Genomic DNA, 18,329 nt, shown 5'->3' with positions numbered 1-18,329 from the left:
TCAGCCTTCCTGCTCGAGTGGGAAGGCTGATTCTTTTTTGCTCAGGTACAGGTTCATGGCGATTCCACCCAGCAATAAGACAAGGGCAGAAATGGTGAACAGCATAGCGCCGCCATAATGGAGCAGGACGAGGCTGCCGAGGAATGGGCCGCACATCCGGGAGATGTCCCAGTGCGTTCCCGTGATGGCGTAATAGCGTCCGCGCATGGACGGGGGCGCGATCCGGGAAACGAAGGTCAACAGATGGGTAAGCCCGATGCTCTCTCCCAATACGAGCAGCATTTGCAGAGCGAGCAAGGACGGCACATGGTCGAGAAACGCGTATCCCAGCCCGACTCCAGCAAAGCAAAAGTACGACCCGGTAATCAAGAGACGTGGCGGCAGATTTCTTGTCCAACGAATGAGCAAAAATTCAAAGAGCAGCAGCAATACCCCTTTTACCGTAGCCAGCAAAGCCAGTGTCTGCAGGTAGTTCGGAAGCATGTCTTTGAAGTGAAGCTGCAGATTGGTTTCGGTCTGGGCGTAAAACAGACTGATTGGCAGCGCGAGCAGCATAATGGCGAAGGCAGGGCGATACGTGTGCAGACGCAACGATGCGCTCGGCGTGTCCAACGTTTCCAGGGTGGCAGCAGGCTGCTCAGAATGCGGGATCTTCCACCAGACAGCCAAAGCGTAAAGGAGCAAGGAAATGGCCGTAAAAAGAAAAGCAAGCGCCGGGTTCTGCTGATAGATGAGCACCCCGACGAGCGGTCCGATTGCAGCGCCGATACTGCTCGCTGTATTCAGCAACGCAAAGGCCGAGGAGAGCTGTTTGGGTTCAATCGCATCCGCCAACATAGCTCGGCTGGCCGGTATGAACAAAGAGCGTCCTGCGCCATTCGCGACATAGGAGAGGGCAAACAGCAGCATGGAGTCCGAGAAGGCCATTCCAAGCATCGCGACGCCCTGGATCAGCAGGGAGATCAGCATGACGGTTTTGCGGCGATAGCGATCCGTCACCCCGCCGGCAAAGAGCGTCAGCAGAATTTCGCTGAATGGCTGCAGACCGATGACGAGCATGGTCATGATAACCGAGCTGCCGATGTTCTCGCTGAGATACAGGACGAGAAAGGGGGCGATCATCGTATTGGATAAGGTGGTCAAGGTCTCGCCAAACAAGCGAACCCACAACAGGGGCGGGTAGGCCGCTGTCAGTCGTTTGAACTGGTTCATGGCAGTTAGTCCTTTCTTTGCAGCGTGAAGGTATACGAGCTTTTTAGCATTGTAAGCTGGAAGATCTGTTGGAAAAAGCGTACGATTAAACGAGTTTAGATTTCATCTTTTTATCAGGCGAAGGAGGTAGGCGGGATGCTGGTACTGGAACAATACATCCGTTTGTGCAATGGCTGTCAGGGGCTGGTCATCGGCCAACCTCATATCATCACTTTGGCAGAAGTGGCACAAATACTGTTTTGTACGCCACGTAATGCGACGTTGACGTTGAATAAAATGCAAAAGTACGGCTGGCTAAGCTGGCAGCCCGGCAGAGGACGGGGAAACCGCTCGATTCTGATCTGTGTGATTCGACCGGACGATCTGGTGCTGTCCATTGCAAAGGAATGGGTGCAAAGAGGAGAGATCCGCCCTGCTGAAGCCGTCATTGCTGAATATAAAGCTGATATGCCAGGCCTGTGGGAAGCGTATGCGCGCTGGATGAGCAGTCATTTTGGCGTCCATCGAGCGGAAGAGACAGGAACCGTCGACATTTTGCGTCTGTCTGTGGACAGGCCTTTTGCGAATCTCGATCCGATCCAGGTCTTGTTGCGTTCGCAGACCCATCTGGTAAAGCAGCTTTTCGATCCTCTGGTCCGGTTTGATGAAGGGACAAAAACGGTGAAGCCTCATCTCGTCTACGACTGGGAGCGGGACGAATCGGGACGCCTGTGGACCTTTACCCTGCGAAAAGGCGTGCTGTTCCATCATGGACGCAAGCTTGTGGCGGATGATGTCTGTTACTCGATCCAGAGACTGATGCGTGGCCCAACCCCTCATCAATGGCTGGTCTCCTCGGTCGAAGCTGTCGAGGCGCTCGGGGATTCCGTCGTACAATTCCGTCTGAAGGAGCCGAATGAACTGTTTTTGCAGCTTGTAAGCAAGGAGTATTTGTCCATCGTCCCGCGCGATTACGCCGAACAGATGGGAGCGTCATTTGCACAGATGCCGGTGGGGACCGGGGCTTTTCGGCTTTTGCGTAATGACGATTCGATGCTGGTTTTGGAAGCGTTTGAGCCGTATTTTGCGGGAAGGCCGTTTCTCGATCGTGTGGAAATCTGGTGCGTGCCGCAGTTGGAGGGTGCCGGTATGGAAGACGGGACCCCATGGCTCAAGTCTGCTCAGGACGAACGCAAGCAAGGGGAGGAAAGCGGGTCAGCCTGGCAGGAGATCGCGCGCTTGGAGAGCTGCTTTCAATACGTCAGCTTCAATGCCGCCAAGAAGGGGCCGCTTCGTTCGGATGCTTTTCGCCAATACCTCGCGGGATTGATCGATCCCGTGCAGATGCGCGCAGATTTAGGCGGGACGAGAGAGGGGATGGAAGGATGGCTGGACATGCCTTTATCATCGCCAGCAGAAGAGCATGCGGGTGTGGCCTTATCCTTGTATACCTATCCGGATGAAGATCACGCAGAGGACGCGGAGTGGATTCGCGACCGCTGCGCGCAGGCAGGCATCCGTATCGAGATCGTGTACGCGACACCCGAGGAGCTGGCTCGGCCGGAAGTCATGCAAAAGGCCGATCTGGTTGTTGATAGTGCCAATGTGGATGAGCGCGAGGAGGTCTCCTTGCTGGAGTTTTTGCAGGCGGGTGCCTTGAGCATGAGCCATCATCTCGCCACGGGTACAAAAGAACGGATCGCCAGAGAGGTGGCTGGCATGCTGCATGCGAAAACGGATCGGCAGAGAAAGCGGATTGCAGCGAAAATCATGCGGGAGTTGCTGGAAGCGTGTACGTTTGTCCCGCTTTACCAAAATCGCGTCAACATGCTGGCGCATCCGCGTCTGGCCCATGTTCACCTGGATGCGCATGGATGGATTGATTTTTCGAGGCTGATTTTTCGCATGGAAACATAAAAAAGACATATATTCTAATGAAACCGCTTTCTCTTTTTCACGTATAATAGGGTAGAAGGTATTTTACCTGTTGAAACAGAATAGATGATGGTATGAGCAGGTGTCCGGGGAGGAAGATTACGTGTATACCAAAACGGAAAAAGATAAACATATATCCTTTGCGTCCATTCGCTTGATGATTTGTGTCGGTCATGCAGATGGGTACATTGGCAATAAAGAGATGAGCCGGATTCAGGAGCTGGTGAATACCGAGCATTTCACATTAAAGGAAAGGCAAATCCTGATGGATGACATGGACTATCCCAAACGGCCAGAGGTCATCCTGGAAGACATGGTGGATTTGACTCCGGTAGAAAAGCTGACGATGATGCGCAAGCTCTATCATATGGCATTGCTTGACCAGAAGCTGTCCATGCCGGAATCAGATGCCATACGGCGCATTGCCTGCATGCTGGGCATTCCGGCCGAAAAACAGCTTCAGGTGGAAGAATGGGTCAAGGAAGGCATCAGATGGCGTGAAAGCTGGAAGGACATCGTAGAAGAATAGGGAGGGCCCCGTCTGACACGGGGTCCTTTTCTTCATTTTTCAGCCGTTTTCCTTGGAAGTTGGGACAAGGTGGCAAACGGCGGGAGACACTATGGTACAATAAGGAGAAATTGGGCTGAAGGGCTTTTGACCAGAGGAGGAGTTCCATGTTGCGGATCTTGATTACAAACGATGATGGCATTGATGCATTGGGGATTAAAAAATTGGCAGAAGCTGCTTTGACCCTGGAGGAAGCGGAAATTTATGTCGTGGCTCCGTCGGAAGAGAAAAGCGGGGTTGGACACGGTCTCACGTATCGAAGTGCCTTGTCTCCAGAGGAACGGGATTTCTACGGAATGCCCGTCAAAGCATGGGCGATCAACGGAAACCCGGCAGATTGCGTGAAGGCAGCGTACCATCTGCTCTTCGAGGAAAATCAGAAGCCGGATATTGTTCTGTCCGGGATCAATGTGGGGACGAATCTGGGACGAGATATATACTATTCCGGCACATGCAGCGGAGCGCGTGAAGCTGTCATTCTGGGCATGCCGGGTGTGGCGCTCTCTTACGACAACTGGGAGGATCAGGAGAATTACGGGGATGTTGTAGAGATGATCCGTCCGTTGATTCAAGCCTTTTGCGAGAAGGCAAAGCGGGACACGCTGCCACCGGAAGTTTTCTGGAATGTGAACATCCCGCATCTGCCGCTGAAGGAGGTAAAGGGAATTCTGCCTGCCGCGCTCTCTCTTCATCACTATGAGGACCGCTACCACCAGGAAGCAGAGGGTTACTTTTTGACGAGGACCTATCCGGACGGCATTCCGCTTGCAGAACCGCAGGACTACCATCTGCTCAAGCATGGCTACATCGCGGTGACGCCTGTTCATATCGATGCGACAGACAAGGCCTTGCTGCGCGAGATGGAAGAATGGCCGCTGGTGAAAGCATGGGGAGAGCGAGGGTAAGCGATGCAGGAGAGGCAGGATGATTTTTTTCCGCAGATCAGCCCGGATGCTGCTGTCGCTTCACCGGATGCTCAGACGCAGGGAGAGGTCCTCGAACGGGAGCGTTTTCCCCACTTGTACGAGCTGTCAGAAGCGCAGGGGCTTCCGTATTTTGCTAGATTGGACGCAGATGGGAATGTCGAGCTGTTCCTCGTCTTTGAAAGCGTAGAGGCGTTCAGCGAGCAGACGAGAGATGCGGTCTCACTGGAGTTTAAAACATACCGTGGAAAGCTGCTCGCCGTCATCTGGACGTTGTCCGACCCGATGCAGCCGCTTGGATTCCCGCTCTCCTTCGACATTCAGAAGGCAGAAGATCGCTACATGGCTTTGAAGATGCTGGAGCAGCCGTCTACACGGCTTCACTACCTCGCTTACGAGGAAGGGGTCCTGATGCATATCTACACGGAGGAGATTGATCTGTCTGCGGCAGAAGGGACACGAGTGCAGCAGATGATTCGTTCCTTGTATGAAGGCAAACACGATGCTCTCCCCGAAGATGCGGAAGTCAGCGAAGAAGAGGCCAAGACGATCCCGGCGATCTGCCTGCCGGATGCCGTACTGGCGGAAACGGGCATCGCGTATGTGTTCTCGCATGATCAGATGGTGAGGTCGCGGGGAGAGGAAGCCGCTCATCATCTCTTGATGAGTACGGTACAGCAGGCCGTGTGGGTGATGAGACGCCATTCTCGCAGCGACGTGCGCGAGTGCTCGTTTACCATCTGGGCGGCGGAGAGGGGAGATTTGCTCTACCTGGTCGTGACGCCTTCGCTTGCCCAGCTTTTCGAGGTTGTTCATTATTCGGATGAGGAACTGAATCCATTCGCCCGCTTTTTGTTGACCTTGCCCGAATTCCTGCACAGTGAAGAGGCGGCTCCGCTTGCTCTGGGGGCTTTCCCGATCTTGCGCTATGAAGGCGGCAGACTCTACCACCTCGAGATCGATGGCCACACCCAGGAGCATCTGGCCCGGCTGTTCACACAGACAGGAAGCGAAGCGAGAAATCCATACACGTAGGTGGGTTCATAAGGCGAAGCGCTTTTGGGAATAACAGGATCAAGCAGGCTCTCCACCAGACTGGAGAGCTTTTTTTCATCGCAATACTGAAAATCAAAGGAGAGGGATAAGCGATGCGTTTATTCGTAGCCTTGGATATACCAGAAGAAGCTGCTTCCTATCTGGAGCAGGTGCAAAGCAGCTTGCGACAGGAGGTAAAAGCTGACCGCTGGCAATCTCTTCATAATCTGCACCTGACCTTGCATTTTCTCGGAGAGGTAAAGGAAGCGCTGATTCCGGCGATTCAAGAGGACATGGATATCGTGAGCGCGATTACGAAGCCGTTTCGGCTGCGGATGGGCAATCTCGGGGCGTTTCCCAATGAACATCGCCCTCGCGTCCTCTGGTTGGGCCTGCGTGGGCATACAGAAGCCTTAAAGCAGCTTCACTTGCTGCTCGGCAGACGGTTTGAGCTGCATCCAGGTCTTGCCTTTGATCGCAGGGAGTACAGCCCGCATATCACCTTGGCGAGGGGACCTAAGAGCGGTAGAGAAGGACTCCCGTTAGCCGACTGGGACGAGCGGTTGCTTCAAGATGAACCGCCGCATTGGCAGGTGAACCACATCCATCTGTACCAATCCGAGCTGAAACGGGAAGGAGCGGTACACACGATTATCCACACCAGCACGTTTGAGAAAGATCACAGCAAAAAACAAGCGGTGCTTGAATAGACTGGGAAGTAGGGATTAGGGAAGCCTTCCAAAAGGCGGTGGAAAACGGATGGGTGAGTTTACAACCGGCATTCTTTATCCACGCAAATACGAACCGAAAGTACGAAACGCCTTGTCCAGGACAGAGCAGCCGTACTTCCACAGAAACGTGAACAACGAATGGAATGCATTTTTCCTGGAAGACGAATGGTTGGAAACCTCGAAGACATTGTCGTTCTTGCTGCAGCTCTCCATGCAGCCGCTGCCATTGCTCTGGTTTCACGATGCAGAGGATAGCGGCTGGGGATTTCGCTTGTTTGATGCGGGCTGCGAGGTGTCGTCTGGGACGATCAGCTATTCGCTTGATGAGGAGATGGCGGAAGAGGAATTTGCCCGCCTGTACCCCCAGGTGGATTTGCAGGAAGAGATTCTGACCTGTGACGACGTGCGGAAAAAGTACGAGGAAATCCTGGACCGGGTGGTACGCTCGGAGCTGTATCGGCGAGAGGTGGGCAAAGGCATTACCCGGATCAAGCCGCAATCCTTCAACCGGATCGTGGGTCCCAAGCAAGTGCAGCAGCTCAGGTCGCTGTTTGATTTGCATCTGCTCACGGATGTGGACGACGAGACCGGGGCCTCCCTTCTATACGACTCTGTCGATCTCTTCAAGGAGATTTTGGGGATTGAAGAAATGGTTTGGGTGAATTACTCTTACTTGGCGAGCGGAGGGCGTGAGTAGAGAACAGGCAAAAACGGGCGGTGACGATCCGCCCGTTTTTGTGTTTACGGTTTTTTCCATTGTCCAAAAATTTCATCGATGTCGAGCAGCATGATCAGCTTGTCGTCCATGCGGGCGATTCCCTGCAGGTATTTGCCTTCTACACCTGCGATAATCGGTGGAGCAGGCTCGATCAGGTTTTGCGGGATGTGCATGACTTCGGATACGGCATCCACGATAATTCCGAGAGCCAAACCATCCAGTTGCAAATCGACAAAGCGCGTGTCCTCTGTAATCTCCAGCGGAGCCAGCCCAAACATTTTGCGCAAGTTGATAATCGGCAAAATCTTGCCGCGCAAATCGATAACGCCTTCTACAAAAACGGGCGATTTGGGAAAACGGGTCACGGGCAGGGGCTTGATGATTTCGCGTACGAGCGAGATGGAGAGCCCGTAGTATTCTTCCCCCATCTTGAACAGGATGTTCTGCACGCTTGATTGTCCGTTCTCCCAGTCCATCCCGAGTGTCTGATTGGTTGTTTCCATGACAAATGTCCCTCCCCGAAAGCACTACACCATCTTTACCCATATTGTAGCATGGACAAACCATTCGGGGTGGGGAATATTTTTATAGGATGCCTGCGGTTACCAGAACGACAAGGCCCAAACTGACGCCGAAGCTGAGAAAAACGTTTTTGCTGAACGCCATCACCAACAAACAGACGGCACTGGCGACGAGCGGGACCGGCTGAAAGACCCATTGCTGCTCGGAGGCAAACAAAGAGGGGAAAATCAGTGCAGCGAAGATCCCTACCGGAATAAAGCTCAGACCGTTGCGCATACGAGGGGACAGCCAATGATCCGGCATCTGCAAAAACGCTCGTCGTGATGCATACGTCAAAACGCTCATTAGAAGATACAGCCAGAACAGATTCATGCGCTTTCGACCCCCTTTGCCGCGGCGTCATCAGAATGGGGAGGGGCAGTTGCTTTTTGGTCAGGCAGCAGATAACCGACCCCAAAAGCGACCAACCCGGCGATCAGCAAATGCAAGCCATTCGGCAGCAGCAAGGAGAGATAGACAGCCAGCGCGCCGCACAGGATGAAAGTCAGAATGCGTAGCCAGGAGGTTAATTGGTAGTAGGCCAGAGCTAAAAACATGGCAGTAAAACTAAATCCAAGCCCAAGCGAGGCAGGATCAGGAATCCATTGTCCAGCCACGGTCCCGATCCAGGTACCGAAGACCCAGGCAGCATGAAGGGACAGACTTACACCCAAAATGTAGGGCAATTGACTTGGATAATGTCGAAAGCGGTTCAGCGTAACGGCGTATTGCTCATCCGTCATATAAAAGGCAAGCCCAGTCACCTGACCAAATGAAAAGCGTTGATAGTAGGGAGACAGGGAGAGTCCCATCAAAAAATGGCGTGTATTCAGCAAGACGGTCGTGATGAGTATCGCCCACATGCCGGCATTGTCTGCGAGCATGGAGATGGCGCTAAACTGGGCAGCGCCCGAATAGACGAAAATCGACATGGCGACGCTCTCCCACGATGTGAGCCCGGTTTGCAAGGCCATCATCCCAAAGATAGCGCCAAACAAGATATAGCTGGCTGTGATCGGGAGCGCGTCCCAGAAGCCGACACGAAATAAAGAAAGAGATGATTGGGTCCGATTCATCGGGAGACCTCCTTTTGTGAAGAGAGGATGCGCGTCAGAATGCTCATCCCCGCATCAATCTGATCGATGTCTTCATGGGTGTAGCAAAGACGGATAAAGGGCTGTTCAGCTTCACGGAGCAAGAACATATCCCCGGAAGTGATCGACACGCCCGCCTCATGGCAGGTCTGCATCAGCGACCGAACCTTCATCCCTTCAGGCAAGGAGATCCAGAAGTAAAATCCGCCGTCCGGCTTTTCGTAGTTGAGACCCAAAGCACGCAAGGGACGCAGATGGCTTTCCATCCGCTCAGCCTGATTTGCGTACTGCCTGGTGACGCGAGCCAGATGTGGACGCAAGGCGCCGTCATGCAGAAAGCTGGCCAGGGCGTACTGGTTGAGTGTAGAGGTGGAGATGGTCAACTCCCGCAACCGCGCCATTCTTTGGATAAAGGGCCTGCTGGCGGCGACCCATCCGATGCGCAAGCCGGGAAACAGCATTTTGGAGAAGGTATTCAGATAAATGACGTTCCCGCAAAGGTCCAATTCCTTGAGCGCTGGCGGTGCTTCTTTGTCCAAATGGAGGTGACGATAGGCGTCGTCCTCGACGATCGGGATGCCGTACTTTTCGCTGATGGAGAGAAGCTGCTTGCGCCGGACAAGGGACAAGGTGCTGCCTGTCGGATTGTGAAAGGTAGGGACTGTATAAATGAAGCGCGGGCGGGAACGGGCCAGGATGCCCTCCAGTACGTCTATTCGCATGCCATCCCGATCCACTGGGACGGGGATGATCTGCATCCCCAGCGATTGAAAGAGTTGTAGCGAACCAAAATACGTCGGCATTTCAGTGACAATACAATCGCCCTGACGCGCCAAAAGGGTGGTGATGAGATAAAGTCCCTCCTGCGAGCCGCTGGTTACACATACCTGATCAGGGGAAGAAATCTGTGCGAACGCCATCCACTTGATGAGATGCTCCCGCAGCTCCGGCAAACCTTGTACAGAGGTGAAAAAATAAGATGGGGATCGCTCGGCAGCCCGTTTTACATGCTCCATCAATCCGGACTCGAAAATCGTGTGGCGGCCGCCGTCGCCATGTGCGAAATTGATCGTGTCCGGGTATCGGTCCGTAACAGACAAAAGCTCTTCCATATGAGAGGGGGAAGCGTGAAGATACTCATAGTGTTGGCTTCTCCAATCCACCCGGGAAAAGGCAGGCAATGGCGGCAGGGGCTCTACATAACGGCCGCTTCCCATCTTGCCGGCAATCAATCCTTCTGCCTCCAGCTCGGTATACGCCCTCACGACCGTATTACGGCTTACTCCTAGCTGGTCCGCCAGTTTGCGCTCCGGGGGCAAAAGGGAGCCAATTGGCAGATCGCCGCTCAAAATTTTATAGCGGAGCTCATTGTACACCTTTGTGTAGATCGGATTTCTCCCCATGAAAACAACATCCTTTGCGAAATCGTTATTTTCTCAATATACGGATAATAGACAAGGAATAAAAGAGCCAATTCATCAAAACAAAAAAGCCACCTTTGCAAGATGGCATGAAAAAACAGACTTCCCTCATCGGTCGGTCTGTTCTCATTTGAAACAATGGCTTGATGCTCTAAGGCTCCTGAAGTTCTTTCAAGGAAATTCCTTGTTCCAGGGCAAACTCGAAATCTTCCACATCATAAAATTGAACGGGTACGACATATTCCAATATCCGATCCTGAAAGTCCGGCTGATCCGTGATCATCGGTACCTCAAAACGAATGGATGTAAGCAGAAGCTGTGTCTCGACAGGATCAAAAATTTCTCCCCACATAGCGTTGTCTTCTCCGTTTACAATCGTCAGGGTTACACCGTTTGGAAAGGTAAAGGGCACCTTGGACCAAGGGGCGATCAAGCCTTTTTCCAGACGCTTGCGATTGAACGGATCGGAGAAGAACTTGCTCATTTCCTGCATTACCTTACGAACGTATTGATCGTCTCCAGCGAGTGGCATGATCGGTTCCGGGCTTTGGATGAACTCGTCCAATTCATAGATTGTCGATGCGGGTATCAAGTATTCTACCGGTTGCGACGGTGCCATCAATTCCCCGTAGATGGCGAGCATGATCGCTTCGATAACGAATGGTTTCGACATGCGACAACCCTCCTCGTAACCATCATACTGAAATTATGATGGGACAACAACCCCGCAGACGTCCTAATAGCCGAGGCTGGTGCCTCGGCATGAAGGTTTCCTATTTAGTGTTGGACTTGGTCAGTCCAGTCCGTATTAGTGTTCTGCAGCCTGGTTGGAACGTGAAAACCAGCGGAACGGATTGAGTGACCAGCGCGGCTGGTGCTTGGCAAAGCGTTCCTTGCGGCGAGTGAGTCGCTGCTGCATCAAATCCATTTCAAACGTCACCCGGCGCATCTCCAATCGCAAAAACTCCTGCTTCTCCTCAATCTCGGCAATCTTTTCTAAAATCGTGGTCTGCATCTGGTTCATGGACCGAAGCTGCGTCAGCTCTTGCTGGAAAGAAACCAATGCTTCCTGGAAGGCGAACTCGACGTCGCGCCGAGAGCTCTGGGTCTCCAAGCTGGAGGATGCCGCAGTGACAGCGACTTCTTCCGTACCGCTCAATTCAGAAGCGATCAGCATCTCTTCTTGAATCAAGCCTTCTTCGATCATCTGGCGCTGAATTTCCCGCAGGGAGCTGTTGCCGTTATCTTTTCTTTCTTTTACTTCCTTCAACAATGCAAAACCGGCTTCACTGATCAGGTAATGACCCTGCGGATTTTTCAGCCGCTCATTTGCCGGTACGAACAGGTCCAACCAGTTGCGCAAGGTACGAACGTGTACATCCAGGCGGTCAGCCACTTCTTTTGAAGCCATCCATACTTGTATATCCATCCGAATCACTCCCGTTTTTTCCTCTCGTATTCCCGGTGGGCTCATTATAGCACCATTTTTTACCGGGAAAGAGGAAATCGACAAAGGTTCTAAAAACTAGTGTCCGTTCGCGGCTTTTGGACAGAAGCGCACTTTTTGTCAAAACGGGGGAGTCCACTCATAATGACCGGGACAGGCGCGTAGGATGGAAGGAATGGAGGAGTCAGGAGCAGATGGGGTGAGGGCTGGCGATGCCATCGATGATCTGGATTGTCCTGTTGTCTGCCGCAGCAGCCAGCAGTATTGGCGGGCTTTTATTGTGTCTGAGAGACTGGTCCAAGCAGGCCATGCTGGTGATGATCAGCGCGGGGGCTGGTTTGCTTTTGGCGATTACCTTTCTCGATTTGATGCCGCATGTATGGCGGGAAAAAGGCGAGCAGATGATGCCGTTTGTTTTGGTAGGATTTTCATTGGTCTACGTGCTGGAGATGTTCTCGCCCACCGGGAAAGAACGGGGAACGCCAGGCATGGTAGGAATCATGACGGTTTTTTTGCTTCACGCCTTTATTGAGGGTGTATCGCTGATCACGAGCTTTCGCCTGGACGCAGAGGTGGGCTATTCGATTTTATTTGCGCTGCTGCTGCACAAAATTCCGGATGGAATCGCAGTGGCTTCCCTCGTGTTGGCCGTCACACATTCGCGGCGCAAGGCTGTCTGGGGAGCGGCTTCGCTCGGCATTGCCACTTGGGTGGGGGCTTTGAGCATGGGGGCAGTCGGAGAGATTTTTCCCGCCAATTGGTCTGCGGTCATGCTGGCGATCACGACGGGAATTTTTCTCTATCTATCCGCCAGTCACCTGGTGCCTTATATTCAGAAGGCGCGCAGCATGCAGCCAGGGATCACCTTTTTTGCGGCCATCATCGCGTATTTATTGCTGTCACTGTATCTGCATGGGTCACATACACATGTATAATCCTTCCTTTCGCCTGCCAATCTAAATCATGAAAAAAGCAGGCGAGTCTTTCGCAGAAAAGGAGAAGTGGCCACCATGAAGAATCGTGAGGAATCGCGTTTGGCGGATGATGTGTTGCAGTCGCAGGCTGAGTTTCCGGCCGTCGGCACACCGATAAATCCATTGGCAGATGGCTGGATGTTTGCTGACGGAGAGCTTTTATCCGAGCCAGGTGACAGCGAATAATTCGTATCTTGTGAATTCCCTTCCCAGTTCTCTCTCGAAACCGCGGACAAGATCAGGTATAATGGCGGGAGATTGCTGGAAAGGGGCGCATACATAATGAATTCATTGTTACAGGGTAAAAATATCGTAGTCATGGGTGTAGCCAACCACCGCAGCATCGCCTGGGGCATCGCGCAGTCGCTGCATAAAGCAGGAGCGAATCTGATCTTTACCTACCAGGGCGAGCGCTTGCGTGAAAATGTAGCTGAGCTGGCTGCCAAGCTGGGAGGAGAATCTCTCCTGGTCAGCTGCGACGTAACCAAGGATGAGGATGTGGAAGCGGCATTTGGCGTAATCCGCGAGAAGGTTGGCGTGATTCACGGCCTGGCTCACTGCATCGCGTTTGCCAAAACAGAAGAACTGGAAGGCGAATTCATCAATACCTCTCGCGACGGCTACGCGCTGGCGCAGGACATCAGTGCCTTCTCGCTCGTAGCAATCGCTCGCGCGGCACGTCCGCTGATGACAGAAGGCGGCAGCATCGTTACCATGACGTACCTGGGCGGCGAGCGTGTCATCCCGAACTACAATGTCATGGGCGTGGCCAAAGCAGCGCTGGATGCTTCTGTACGTTATTTGGCTAGCGATCTGGGCAAGGAGAACATCCGCGTCAACGCGATTTCTGCAGGTCCAATTCGTACGCTGGCAGCGAAGGGAATCAAAAACTTCAACTCCGTGTTGAAGGAGATCGAGGAAAAAGCGCCTCTGCGCCGTACGATCGATCAATCCGAGGTAGGCGATACCGCACTGTTCCTGATGAGCCACCTCTCCAGAGGCATCACCGGAGAGATTTTGCACGTGGATGCAGGCTACAGCATCATGGGAAGCTAAGATATGAATGAAAAACCCCCTTTCTGCGCACACTAGGGAAAATGTGCGAGGAAGGGGGTCTTTTCATGTATTTGCCATTCATTTCCAATATGGAAGAGTTCATGATCTACATGGGAAGCGGCTTTCACTATCTACCGTCCCATTTCAGCGATGAAGCGGGAGGGGCGGGTCTTGCGCCCGAAACGCTCGCGGGGGATGCCGATGCTCAAGCTGAGCCGGGCACGGGTAATCGCCACGTATAACAGCCTGCGTTCTTCTTCAAGTGCGGCTTGACTGCCTTTGCGCAGCTCGTCCAAGGTGTACTCGTGGGGCAGCGCGCCTTCGACGAGATCGGGCAGGAAGACGTGGTCATATTCCAGCCCTTTTGCCCGATGGATACTCAGAATCGAAACAGCTTCATCCGGGAGTGGACGATTTGTGCGCCACTCTTTTTCCTGTTGGCTCATTTTATCGATATACAGCAGAAAATCCGAGATCGTCGCATGCCGCTTGGCTGCGCTGACCAACTGCTGAAGTTCATCGCTCCAGCGTTCCCGGCCATTTTCCCGCTCCTTTGCCCGTTTTCGCAGATAATCGCGCAGCTTCCCATCCTCGTAGATCAACTCGAGCGCTTGGGCAGGGGTAGCGTGGCGACAGTCTGCCAGGATGTCGGCAATCGCTTGCAGATGCTTGCGTTGGTACGGCTTTAACTGCGGCAAGCGGGGAAGAGTATGCAGAATCGGTTCATCCTCCAGAATCGCCTGACTTCTGACCACATTCCATAAATCTGCCGAGATGTAGAGAGTGGGCAAAATCTCCTTGAGGGCATCCGTATCATCCGGGTTCAGGGCGAGACGCAGGTAGTGGAGCGTCCAGCGAATGGTCTGCCGCTGGTAGAAGGACTCTTCCTCCTGCGAGTAGTGAAACGGGATGCCTGCTTCGCTCATCCGCTCCAGAATCGGACGTGCCGACTCATTGGTACGAAATAGGATCGCACAATCCCCGAGCGAGACGCCTTGCTCTTTGCGATGGAGTATTTCGTCAACGATGCGCGAAGCCTGTTCTTCTTCATCTTCGGTCTCGAACAGATACGTCTCTCCTTCTTCGTGATGGAAGGTGAGGCACTCCTTTTCCCAGCGTGAGCGATTGTGTCCGATCAAGGAGTAGCTAAGCCCGACGATTGAGGTGTGCGAACGGTAATTGACTTCCAGCGTGATGGATTTTGCCTGCGGAAAATCCTTGGTGAAGCCCAGGATGTAATGCGGATCGCTGCCGCGAAATCCGTAGATGGACTGGTCATCGTCACCGATCACACACAGATTGTTTTGCGGTGCGGCCAGCAGTTTGACCATCTCGTACTGAATTTTGTTGATATCCTGGAACTCGTCGATCATCACGTGGGTGAGGCGCTGCTGGTAGCGTGCGAGCAGCTCGGGCTGTTCCCGCATCATCTCGTAACAGCCGATCAGCATATCATCGAAATCGAACCAGTTGTGCTTCTGTTTGGCAGACTCATAGAGCGGGTATAGCTGCCACGCAAGCCGCTCATCATCGTTGGCTCCTTCTCGGTTGCTCGCTTCGTGCGGAAGGATGTATTCATTTTTCCAGCGACTGATGATGGACAATGCTTCCAGCATCTCATTCTCTTTTAAAGCCAGCAGGTCATCGTGGCCCAAGAGGATGCCTGACTCGCGCAGCAATCTCCATTTCTGCCAGTCTTTTTTCAACAGGCGCTGCGGATTCCAGCGCTCGGGCTGATGATGCAGCAGCATGCGGTAAAAGATGCTGTGAAAGGTACCTGCCACCAGCTCACGGGCTTGTCTGGCAGGAAGCTCACGAGAAATGCGTTGGCGGATCTCATCGGCCGCCTTGGTCGTAAAGGTGACGACCATGATCTGGCGCGGGTCTACTCCATGATCCTGGATCAGGTGAATGGTTCGTGCTGTCATCACCCGCGTTTTTCCACTGCCAGCACCTGCGAGAATGAGCACAGGCCCTTCCGTTGTATGGACGGCCTTTTCCTGGTTGGGATGCAGCCGGACGTCCTGGCGGCTTCGTGCCATCTGCTGGATCGTTTTTTTCGGTTTCAGCCGTTTGCGGTAGACTGGCGGCTTGGGCGCAGAAGGAGGGGGCGTCACACTGCCTCCGATTGTTCGTTTCTTGGGCAAGCGGAAAGAACCGATCGTCTTCTCCTCATCCTCATCAGGCGTCGTATGCACGGTTTCCTCCAAAGCACTGGCCGCAGCTGTCTGTTCGACAGCAGGAAGCCATTCGGTAGCTGAATCAGCGGATTCTGCCGGGCAGTCGACCCCAGGCGGATGGGCAAAGAAGGGTTCAAAGCTGATGCCTGCCTTCAGGGATAAAGCGGAGGAGCAGGCTGGACATCTCACCTTCCCCTGCTGGGCGGCAATGCGCCAGGCCGGGATGCGATGATAAGTCTCGGGCTGCAACAGGATCGGGTGGTTGTCTAGTATAGCGTGTTTCATCATGACAGATCCGCTGGGCCTCCTTATTATGTACATGATCAAGTGCCTCCAGATGCTGGAGGCACTTGCCAGATGCGATCACTCCATCAACTGATTGTAAAGCCATCTGGCGGCGGTGTCTACCTCGTCAGACAAGACTGCGCTGGCGAGGTGCTCCTGTATTAGGCGAATAGATACCTGTTTCGGATCGCTCGTTCGGGTCGAATTCGTCTTGAATCTCCCCCACGAGCTCTTCGAGGATGTCTTCCATTGTCAACAGGCCGCAGGCCCCGCCGTTCTCATCAATCACTATCGCCATTTGGCTGCGTTTTTTTTGCATCAGACGCAGAATATGGCTGATTTCCATCGTCACGGGTACTGTCAGCAACGGACGGAGAATGGTCAGGAGGTCGCGGTGATCTGTTGACATCGCCTGCAGGTAAAAGTCAGATGCGTGGACGAAGCCAATCAAGCGATCCTTGTCTCCGCGTGCCACGGGAAAACGGGAGTGGCGAAAGGTGCGGATAACCTGCAAATTTTTTTCATAGGGATCTTGGTCGTAGAGGCAGATCATATCGGGGCGCGGGACCATGATTTCCCGGGCAAGACGCTCTGAGAAGGAAAAAATGTTATCCACGAGAGCCAACTCAGTCTGGTCGATGTGACCGCTCTGGTGGCTTTGGCTGATGAGCTGGCGAATTTCATCTTCCGTGTGAGCCGACTCATTCTTGGTCACAGGTCCAATTCCGGCCAGGCGCATAAGGAGGGAGGCGGCACCGTTCAGGAGGCGGATGACAGGCGAAACAAGCCTATATGACCAAATCAATGGCGCGGCCACCGACATCGAAGTGTGTTCCGAATTTTGAATCGCGAGGGTTTTCGGGGCGAGCTCTCCGAAGACGATATGCATATACGCAATCAAGGCAAAGGCAAGTACCAAGGAGACGGGTTCTGCAAGCGGAAGCGGCACCTGCAACCAGGCAAGCAGGGGCCGGATGAAGGAGGAGATGACAGGTTCACCCATCCACCCCAGTCCAAGCGAAGCGATGGTAATGCCAAGCTGGCAAACGGACAAGTAAGCGTCCAATTGCCGTGTCACTTTTTGCGCGTTTTGGGCTCGCTTGTGTTTTCCTTCTTTTACGAGTTGTGTGAGACGTGTTTGGCGGACTTTGACCAATGCGTATTCTGCCGCGACGAAAAAAGCGTTAAGAAGCACAAGGAAGACGACAAGCAGCAGATACAGGGCAAATTCCCCGATCGGACTCTCCAAGATCAGCTCCAGCTTCCGTCTTGGGAAGCGTGGAGATCTCACCTCCGTGAGCAGGAATGTACTTTCATATATACGTTCTCATGAACAAAACATTCGACAACGGTGGTTCTAGCGGGATAAGGATGCCATTAGAGAAACATCCAGAGGACTACCCATTTCTATCGAATCATACACATAGAGGAGGACATTCTGGGGAGGGGAGGGTATGTATTGGCTGCCTAAAACAACAGCGATCTTGGCTGGCAGTCTGCTGGTCGCACTCGGAGTCAATCTCTTTCTCGTCCCCCACAGGCTTTTGGAAGGCGGAATGATCGGGATTGGCTTGTTGGCGACGTACTATCTGCAGCTTCCCGCAGGTTTGGTGATCATCGGGGCAAGCATCCCGGTCTTTATCCTCGTATTTGCTTTTGACCGCCGGCTGTTTTATCACAGTTTTCTTGGCATGATGATCTCGTCCTGGTTTATTGATGTTTTTTCGTTTCTCAGACCCTTTAACGTCTGGTCGACCGCCAGCTCTGCGGTGATCGGAGGAAGCTTGATCGGCACAGGCGTTGGCCTCATGCTCGCTTACGAGACGAATACGGGAGGGACTGATCTTTTGGCGCAATTTATTGCCCGAAGGTACAAGCTTCCGGTCGCATTCGTCATTCTCGGGATCGATGGCATCATTGTAGGCAGTTCGCTGCAGGCCGTCGGGGTAGAGCGGATGGTCTTTTCCTTTTTCACGATCTTGGCCGTCGCAGCGACGACGCATCGATTCAGCAGGATTCGCCAACCTATAAAGCCCTATACGATCATCGGTCCGCTTCATTCCGTTCGGGCCAAGCGAACTCTCTGCACGATTGCCCCGACAGAACGCGATGCGCTCGACCCGAATCCGAGAAAGTCAACTTCGAGAGCGGAAAAGGGATGGGGCGAAAAGTGGAGAAACTAAATAGGAAAAGCGAGGAAAGAAGGACGA

18 protein-coding genes and 1 pseudogene are annotated in these 18,329 nt (G+C 53.3%); 10 read left to right on the top strand and 9 right to left on the bottom strand.

From position 1 onward, the window contains the following. Complete coding sequence (locus tag T458_RS44870) at nucleotides 1-1,212, bottom strand: MDR family MFS transporter (protein ID WP_023557641.1); 1,212 nt, start codon at nucleotides 1,210-1,212, stop codon at nucleotides 1-3. A 135-nt stretch (nucleotides 1,213-1,347) separates the two neighbouring features. Here T458_RS44870 and T458_RS44865 point away from each other — a divergent pair, with 135 nt between their 5' ends. The 6 genes from T458_RS44865 (at nucleotide 1,348) to T458_RS44840 (ending at nucleotide 7,080) form a co-directional block, all read left to right on the top strand. Beyond that, complete coding sequence (locus T458_RS44865) at nucleotides 1,348-3,108, top strand: SgrR family transcriptional regulator (RefSeq protein ID WP_023557640.1); 1,761 nt, start codon at nucleotides 1,348-1,350, stop codon at nucleotides 3,106-3,108. 121 nt (nucleotides 3,109-3,229) lie between these two features. After that, nucleotides 3,230-3,655: a tellurite resistance TerB family protein gene (locus T458_RS44860; protein WP_023557639.1), complete on the top strand. Its 426-nt coding sequence runs from the start codon at nucleotides 3,230-3,232 to the stop codon at nucleotides 3,653-3,655. A 146-nt stretch (nucleotides 3,656-3,801) separates the two neighbouring features. Then, on the top strand, nucleotides 3,802-4,599 hold the full coding sequence (gene surE / locus T458_RS44855; RefSeq protein WP_023557638.1) for a 5'/3'-nucleotidase SurE: 798 nt from the start codon (nucleotides 3,802-3,804) through the stop codon (nucleotides 4,597-4,599). 3 nt (nucleotides 4,600-4,602) lie between these two features. Then, complete coding sequence (locus T458_RS44850) at nucleotides 4,603-5,652, top strand: hypothetical protein (RefSeq protein WP_023557637.1); 1,050 nt, start codon at nucleotides 4,603-4,605, stop codon at nucleotides 5,650-5,652. A 113-nt stretch (nucleotides 5,653-5,765) separates the two neighbouring features. Further along, a complete protein-coding gene (gene thpR / locus T458_RS44845; protein WP_023557636.1) occupies nucleotides 5,766-6,362 on the top strand; it encodes an RNA 2',3'-cyclic phosphodiesterase in 597 nt (198 codons plus the stop codon). Between the two features lie 49 nt (nucleotides 6,363-6,411). Then, nucleotides 6,412-7,080 carry a hypothetical protein gene (locus tag T458_RS44840; protein ID WP_023557635.1) on the top strand — a complete coding sequence of 223 codons (669 nt, stop codon included), beginning with the start codon at nucleotides 6,412-6,414 and terminating at the stop codon, nucleotides 7,078-7,080. Nucleotides 7,081-7,124: 44 nt separating this feature from the next. Here the strand turns inward: T458_RS44840 and T458_RS44835 are convergent, their stop codons facing one another. The 6 genes from T458_RS44835 to T458_RS44810 all read right to left on the bottom strand — a co-directional run bounded on the left by T458_RS44835 (nucleotide 7,125) and on the right by T458_RS44810 (nucleotide 11,606). After that, nucleotides 7,125-7,604, bottom strand: coding sequence for a chemotaxis protein CheW (locus tag T458_RS44835; RefSeq protein WP_023557634.1), 480 nt, complete (start codon nucleotides 7,602-7,604; stop codon nucleotides 7,125-7,127). Nucleotides 7,605-7,686: 82 nt separating this feature from the next. Next, nucleotides 7,687-7,995 carry an AzlD domain-containing protein gene (locus T458_RS44830; protein ID WP_023557633.1) on the bottom strand — a complete coding sequence of 103 codons (309 nt, stop codon included), beginning with the start codon at nucleotides 7,993-7,995 and terminating at the stop codon, nucleotides 7,687-7,689. After that, nucleotides 7,992-8,738 carry an AzlC family ABC transporter permease gene (locus T458_RS44825; protein WP_023557632.1) on the bottom strand — a complete coding sequence of 249 codons (747 nt, stop codon included), beginning with the start codon at nucleotides 8,736-8,738 and terminating at the stop codon, nucleotides 7,992-7,994. Before T458_RS44825 ends, T458_RS44830 begins: the two co-directional genes overlap by 4 nt. Beyond that, on the bottom strand, nucleotides 8,735-10,159 hold the full coding sequence (locus tag T458_RS44820) for a MocR-like pyridoxine biosynthesis transcription factor PdxR (RefSeq protein ID WP_023557631.1): 1,425 nt from the start codon (nucleotides 10,157-10,159) through the stop codon (nucleotides 8,735-8,737). Before T458_RS44820 ends, T458_RS44825 begins: the two co-directional genes overlap by 4 nt. A gap of 169 nt (nucleotides 10,160-10,328) precedes the next feature. Continuing rightward, nucleotides 10,329-10,850 (bottom strand): hypothetical protein, encoded by a 522-nt coding sequence (locus tag T458_RS44815; protein ID WP_023557630.1) that lies wholly within the window; start codon nucleotides 10,848-10,850, stop codon nucleotides 10,329-10,331. Nucleotides 10,851-10,985: 135 nt separating this feature from the next. Next, nucleotides 10,986-11,606, bottom strand: coding sequence for a MerR family transcriptional regulator (locus T458_RS44810; RefSeq protein WP_023557629.1), 621 nt, complete (start codon nucleotides 11,604-11,606; stop codon nucleotides 10,986-10,988). Nucleotides 11,607-11,836: 230 nt separating this feature from the next. Here T458_RS44810 and T458_RS44805 point away from each other — a divergent pair, with 230 nt between their 5' ends. From T458_RS44805 to fabI, 3 genes are all read left to right on the top strand, one after another. Further along, nucleotides 11,837-12,559 (top strand): ZIP family metal transporter, encoded by a 723-nt coding sequence (locus T458_RS44805; RefSeq protein WP_023557628.1) that lies wholly within the window; start codon nucleotides 11,837-11,839, stop codon nucleotides 12,557-12,559. A gap of 75 nt (nucleotides 12,560-12,634) precedes the next feature. After that, nucleotides 12,635-12,784, top strand: a complete 150-nt coding sequence (locus tag T458_RS57260) for a hypothetical protein (RefSeq protein WP_023557627.1) — start codon at nucleotides 12,635-12,637, stop codon at nucleotides 12,782-12,784. Between the two features lie 96 nt (nucleotides 12,785-12,880). Further along, nucleotides 12,881-13,654 carry an enoyl-ACP reductase FabI gene (gene fabI, locus T458_RS44800; protein ID WP_023557626.1) on the top strand — a complete coding sequence of 258 codons (774 nt, stop codon included), beginning with the start codon at nucleotides 12,881-12,883 and terminating at the stop codon, nucleotides 13,652-13,654. Between the two features lie 131 nt (nucleotides 13,655-13,785). Here the strand turns inward: fabI and T458_RS44795 are convergent, their stop codons facing one another. Both T458_RS44795 and T458_RS44790 read right to left on the bottom strand, forming a co-directional pair. After that, the gene (locus T458_RS44795) at nucleotides 13,786-16,119 is read right to left on the bottom strand and encodes a UvrD-helicase domain-containing protein (protein ID WP_031305958.1); all 2,334 of its coding nucleotides are present in this window, start codon (nucleotides 16,117-16,119) and stop codon (nucleotides 13,786-13,788) included. A gap of 81 nt (nucleotides 16,120-16,200) precedes the next feature. Beyond that, nucleotides 16,201-17,374, bottom strand: a pseudogene (locus tag T458_RS44790) (hemolysin family protein); the annotation flags it as partial. A gap of 199 nt (nucleotides 17,375-17,573) precedes the next feature. Here T458_RS44790 and T458_RS0129015 point away from each other — a divergent pair. Next, entirely contained in the window at nucleotides 17,574-18,302 is a 729-nt protein-coding gene (locus T458_RS0129015; RefSeq protein WP_084567997.1) for a YitT family protein, read from the top strand. The last annotated feature ends 27 nt before the right edge of the window (nucleotides 18,303-18,329 follow it).

It is taken from the genome of Brevibacillus panacihumi W25, assembly GCF_000503775.1.
Classification (GTDB): Bacteria; Bacillota; Bacilli; order Brevibacillales; family Brevibacillaceae; genus Brevibacillus; species Brevibacillus panacihumi_A.
The sequence above is the reverse complement of the archived record's forward strand: the minus strand, read 5'-3'. Positions and strand labels throughout refer to the sequence as shown.

Coding starts and splice junctions, on each gene's coding strand:
- T458_RS44865 (WP_023557640.1), top strand. CDS start 1,348: ATGCTGGTACTGGAACAATACATCCGTTTGTGCAATGGCTGTCAGGGG.
- T458_RS44810 (WP_023557629.1), bottom strand. CDS start 11,606: ATGGATATACAAGTATGGATGGCTTCAAAAGAAGTGGCTGACCGCCTG.
- surE (WP_023557638.1), top strand. CDS start 3,802: ATGTTGCGGATCTTGATTACAAACGATGATGGCATTGATGCATTGGGG.
- T458_RS44870 (WP_023557641.1), bottom strand. CDS start 1,212: ATGAACCAGTTCAAACGACTGACAGCGGCCTACCCGCCCCTGTTGTGG.
- T458_RS44805 (WP_023557628.1), top strand. CDS start 11,837: ATGCCATCGATGATCTGGATTGTCCTGTTGTCTGCCGCAGCAGCCAGC.
- T458_RS44815 (WP_023557630.1), bottom strand. CDS start 10,850: ATGTCGAAACCATTCGTTATCGAAGCGATCATGCTCGCCATCTACGGG.
- T458_RS44850 (WP_023557637.1), top strand. CDS start 4,603: ATGCAGGAGAGGCAGGATGATTTTTTTCCGCAGATCAGCCCGGATGCT.
- T458_RS44835 (WP_023557634.1), bottom strand. CDS start 7,604: ATGGAAACAACCAATCAGACACTCGGGATGGACTGGGAGAACGGACAA.
- thpR (WP_023557636.1), top strand. CDS start 5,766: ATGCGTTTATTCGTAGCCTTGGATATACCAGAAGAAGCTGCTTCCTAT.
- T458_RS44840 (WP_023557635.1), top strand. CDS start 6,412: ATGGGTGAGTTTACAACCGGCATTCTTTATCCACGCAAATACGAACCG.
- T458_RS0129015 (WP_084567997.1), top strand. CDS start 17,574: ATGTATTGGCTGCCTAAAACAACAGCGATCTTGGCTGGCAGTCTGCTG.
- T458_RS44830 (WP_023557633.1), bottom strand. CDS start 7,995: ATGAATCTGTTCTGGCTGTATCTTCTAATGAGCGTTTTGACGTATGCA.
- T458_RS44820 (WP_023557631.1), bottom strand. CDS start 10,159: ATGGGGAGAAATCCGATCTACACAAAGGTGTACAATGAGCTCCGCTAT.
- T458_RS44795 (WP_031305958.1), bottom strand. CDS start 16,119: ATGAAACACGCTATACTAGACAACCACCCGATCCTGTTGCAGCCCGAG.
- T458_RS44825 (WP_023557632.1), bottom strand. CDS start 8,738: ATGAATCGGACCCAATCATCTCTTTCTTTATTTCGTGTCGGCTTCTGG.
- T458_RS57260 (WP_023557627.1), top strand. CDS start 12,635: ATGAAGAATCGTGAGGAATCGCGTTTGGCGGATGATGTGTTGCAGTCG.
- fabI (WP_023557626.1), top strand. CDS start 12,881: ATGAATTCATTGTTACAGGGTAAAAATATCGTAGTCATGGGTGTAGCC.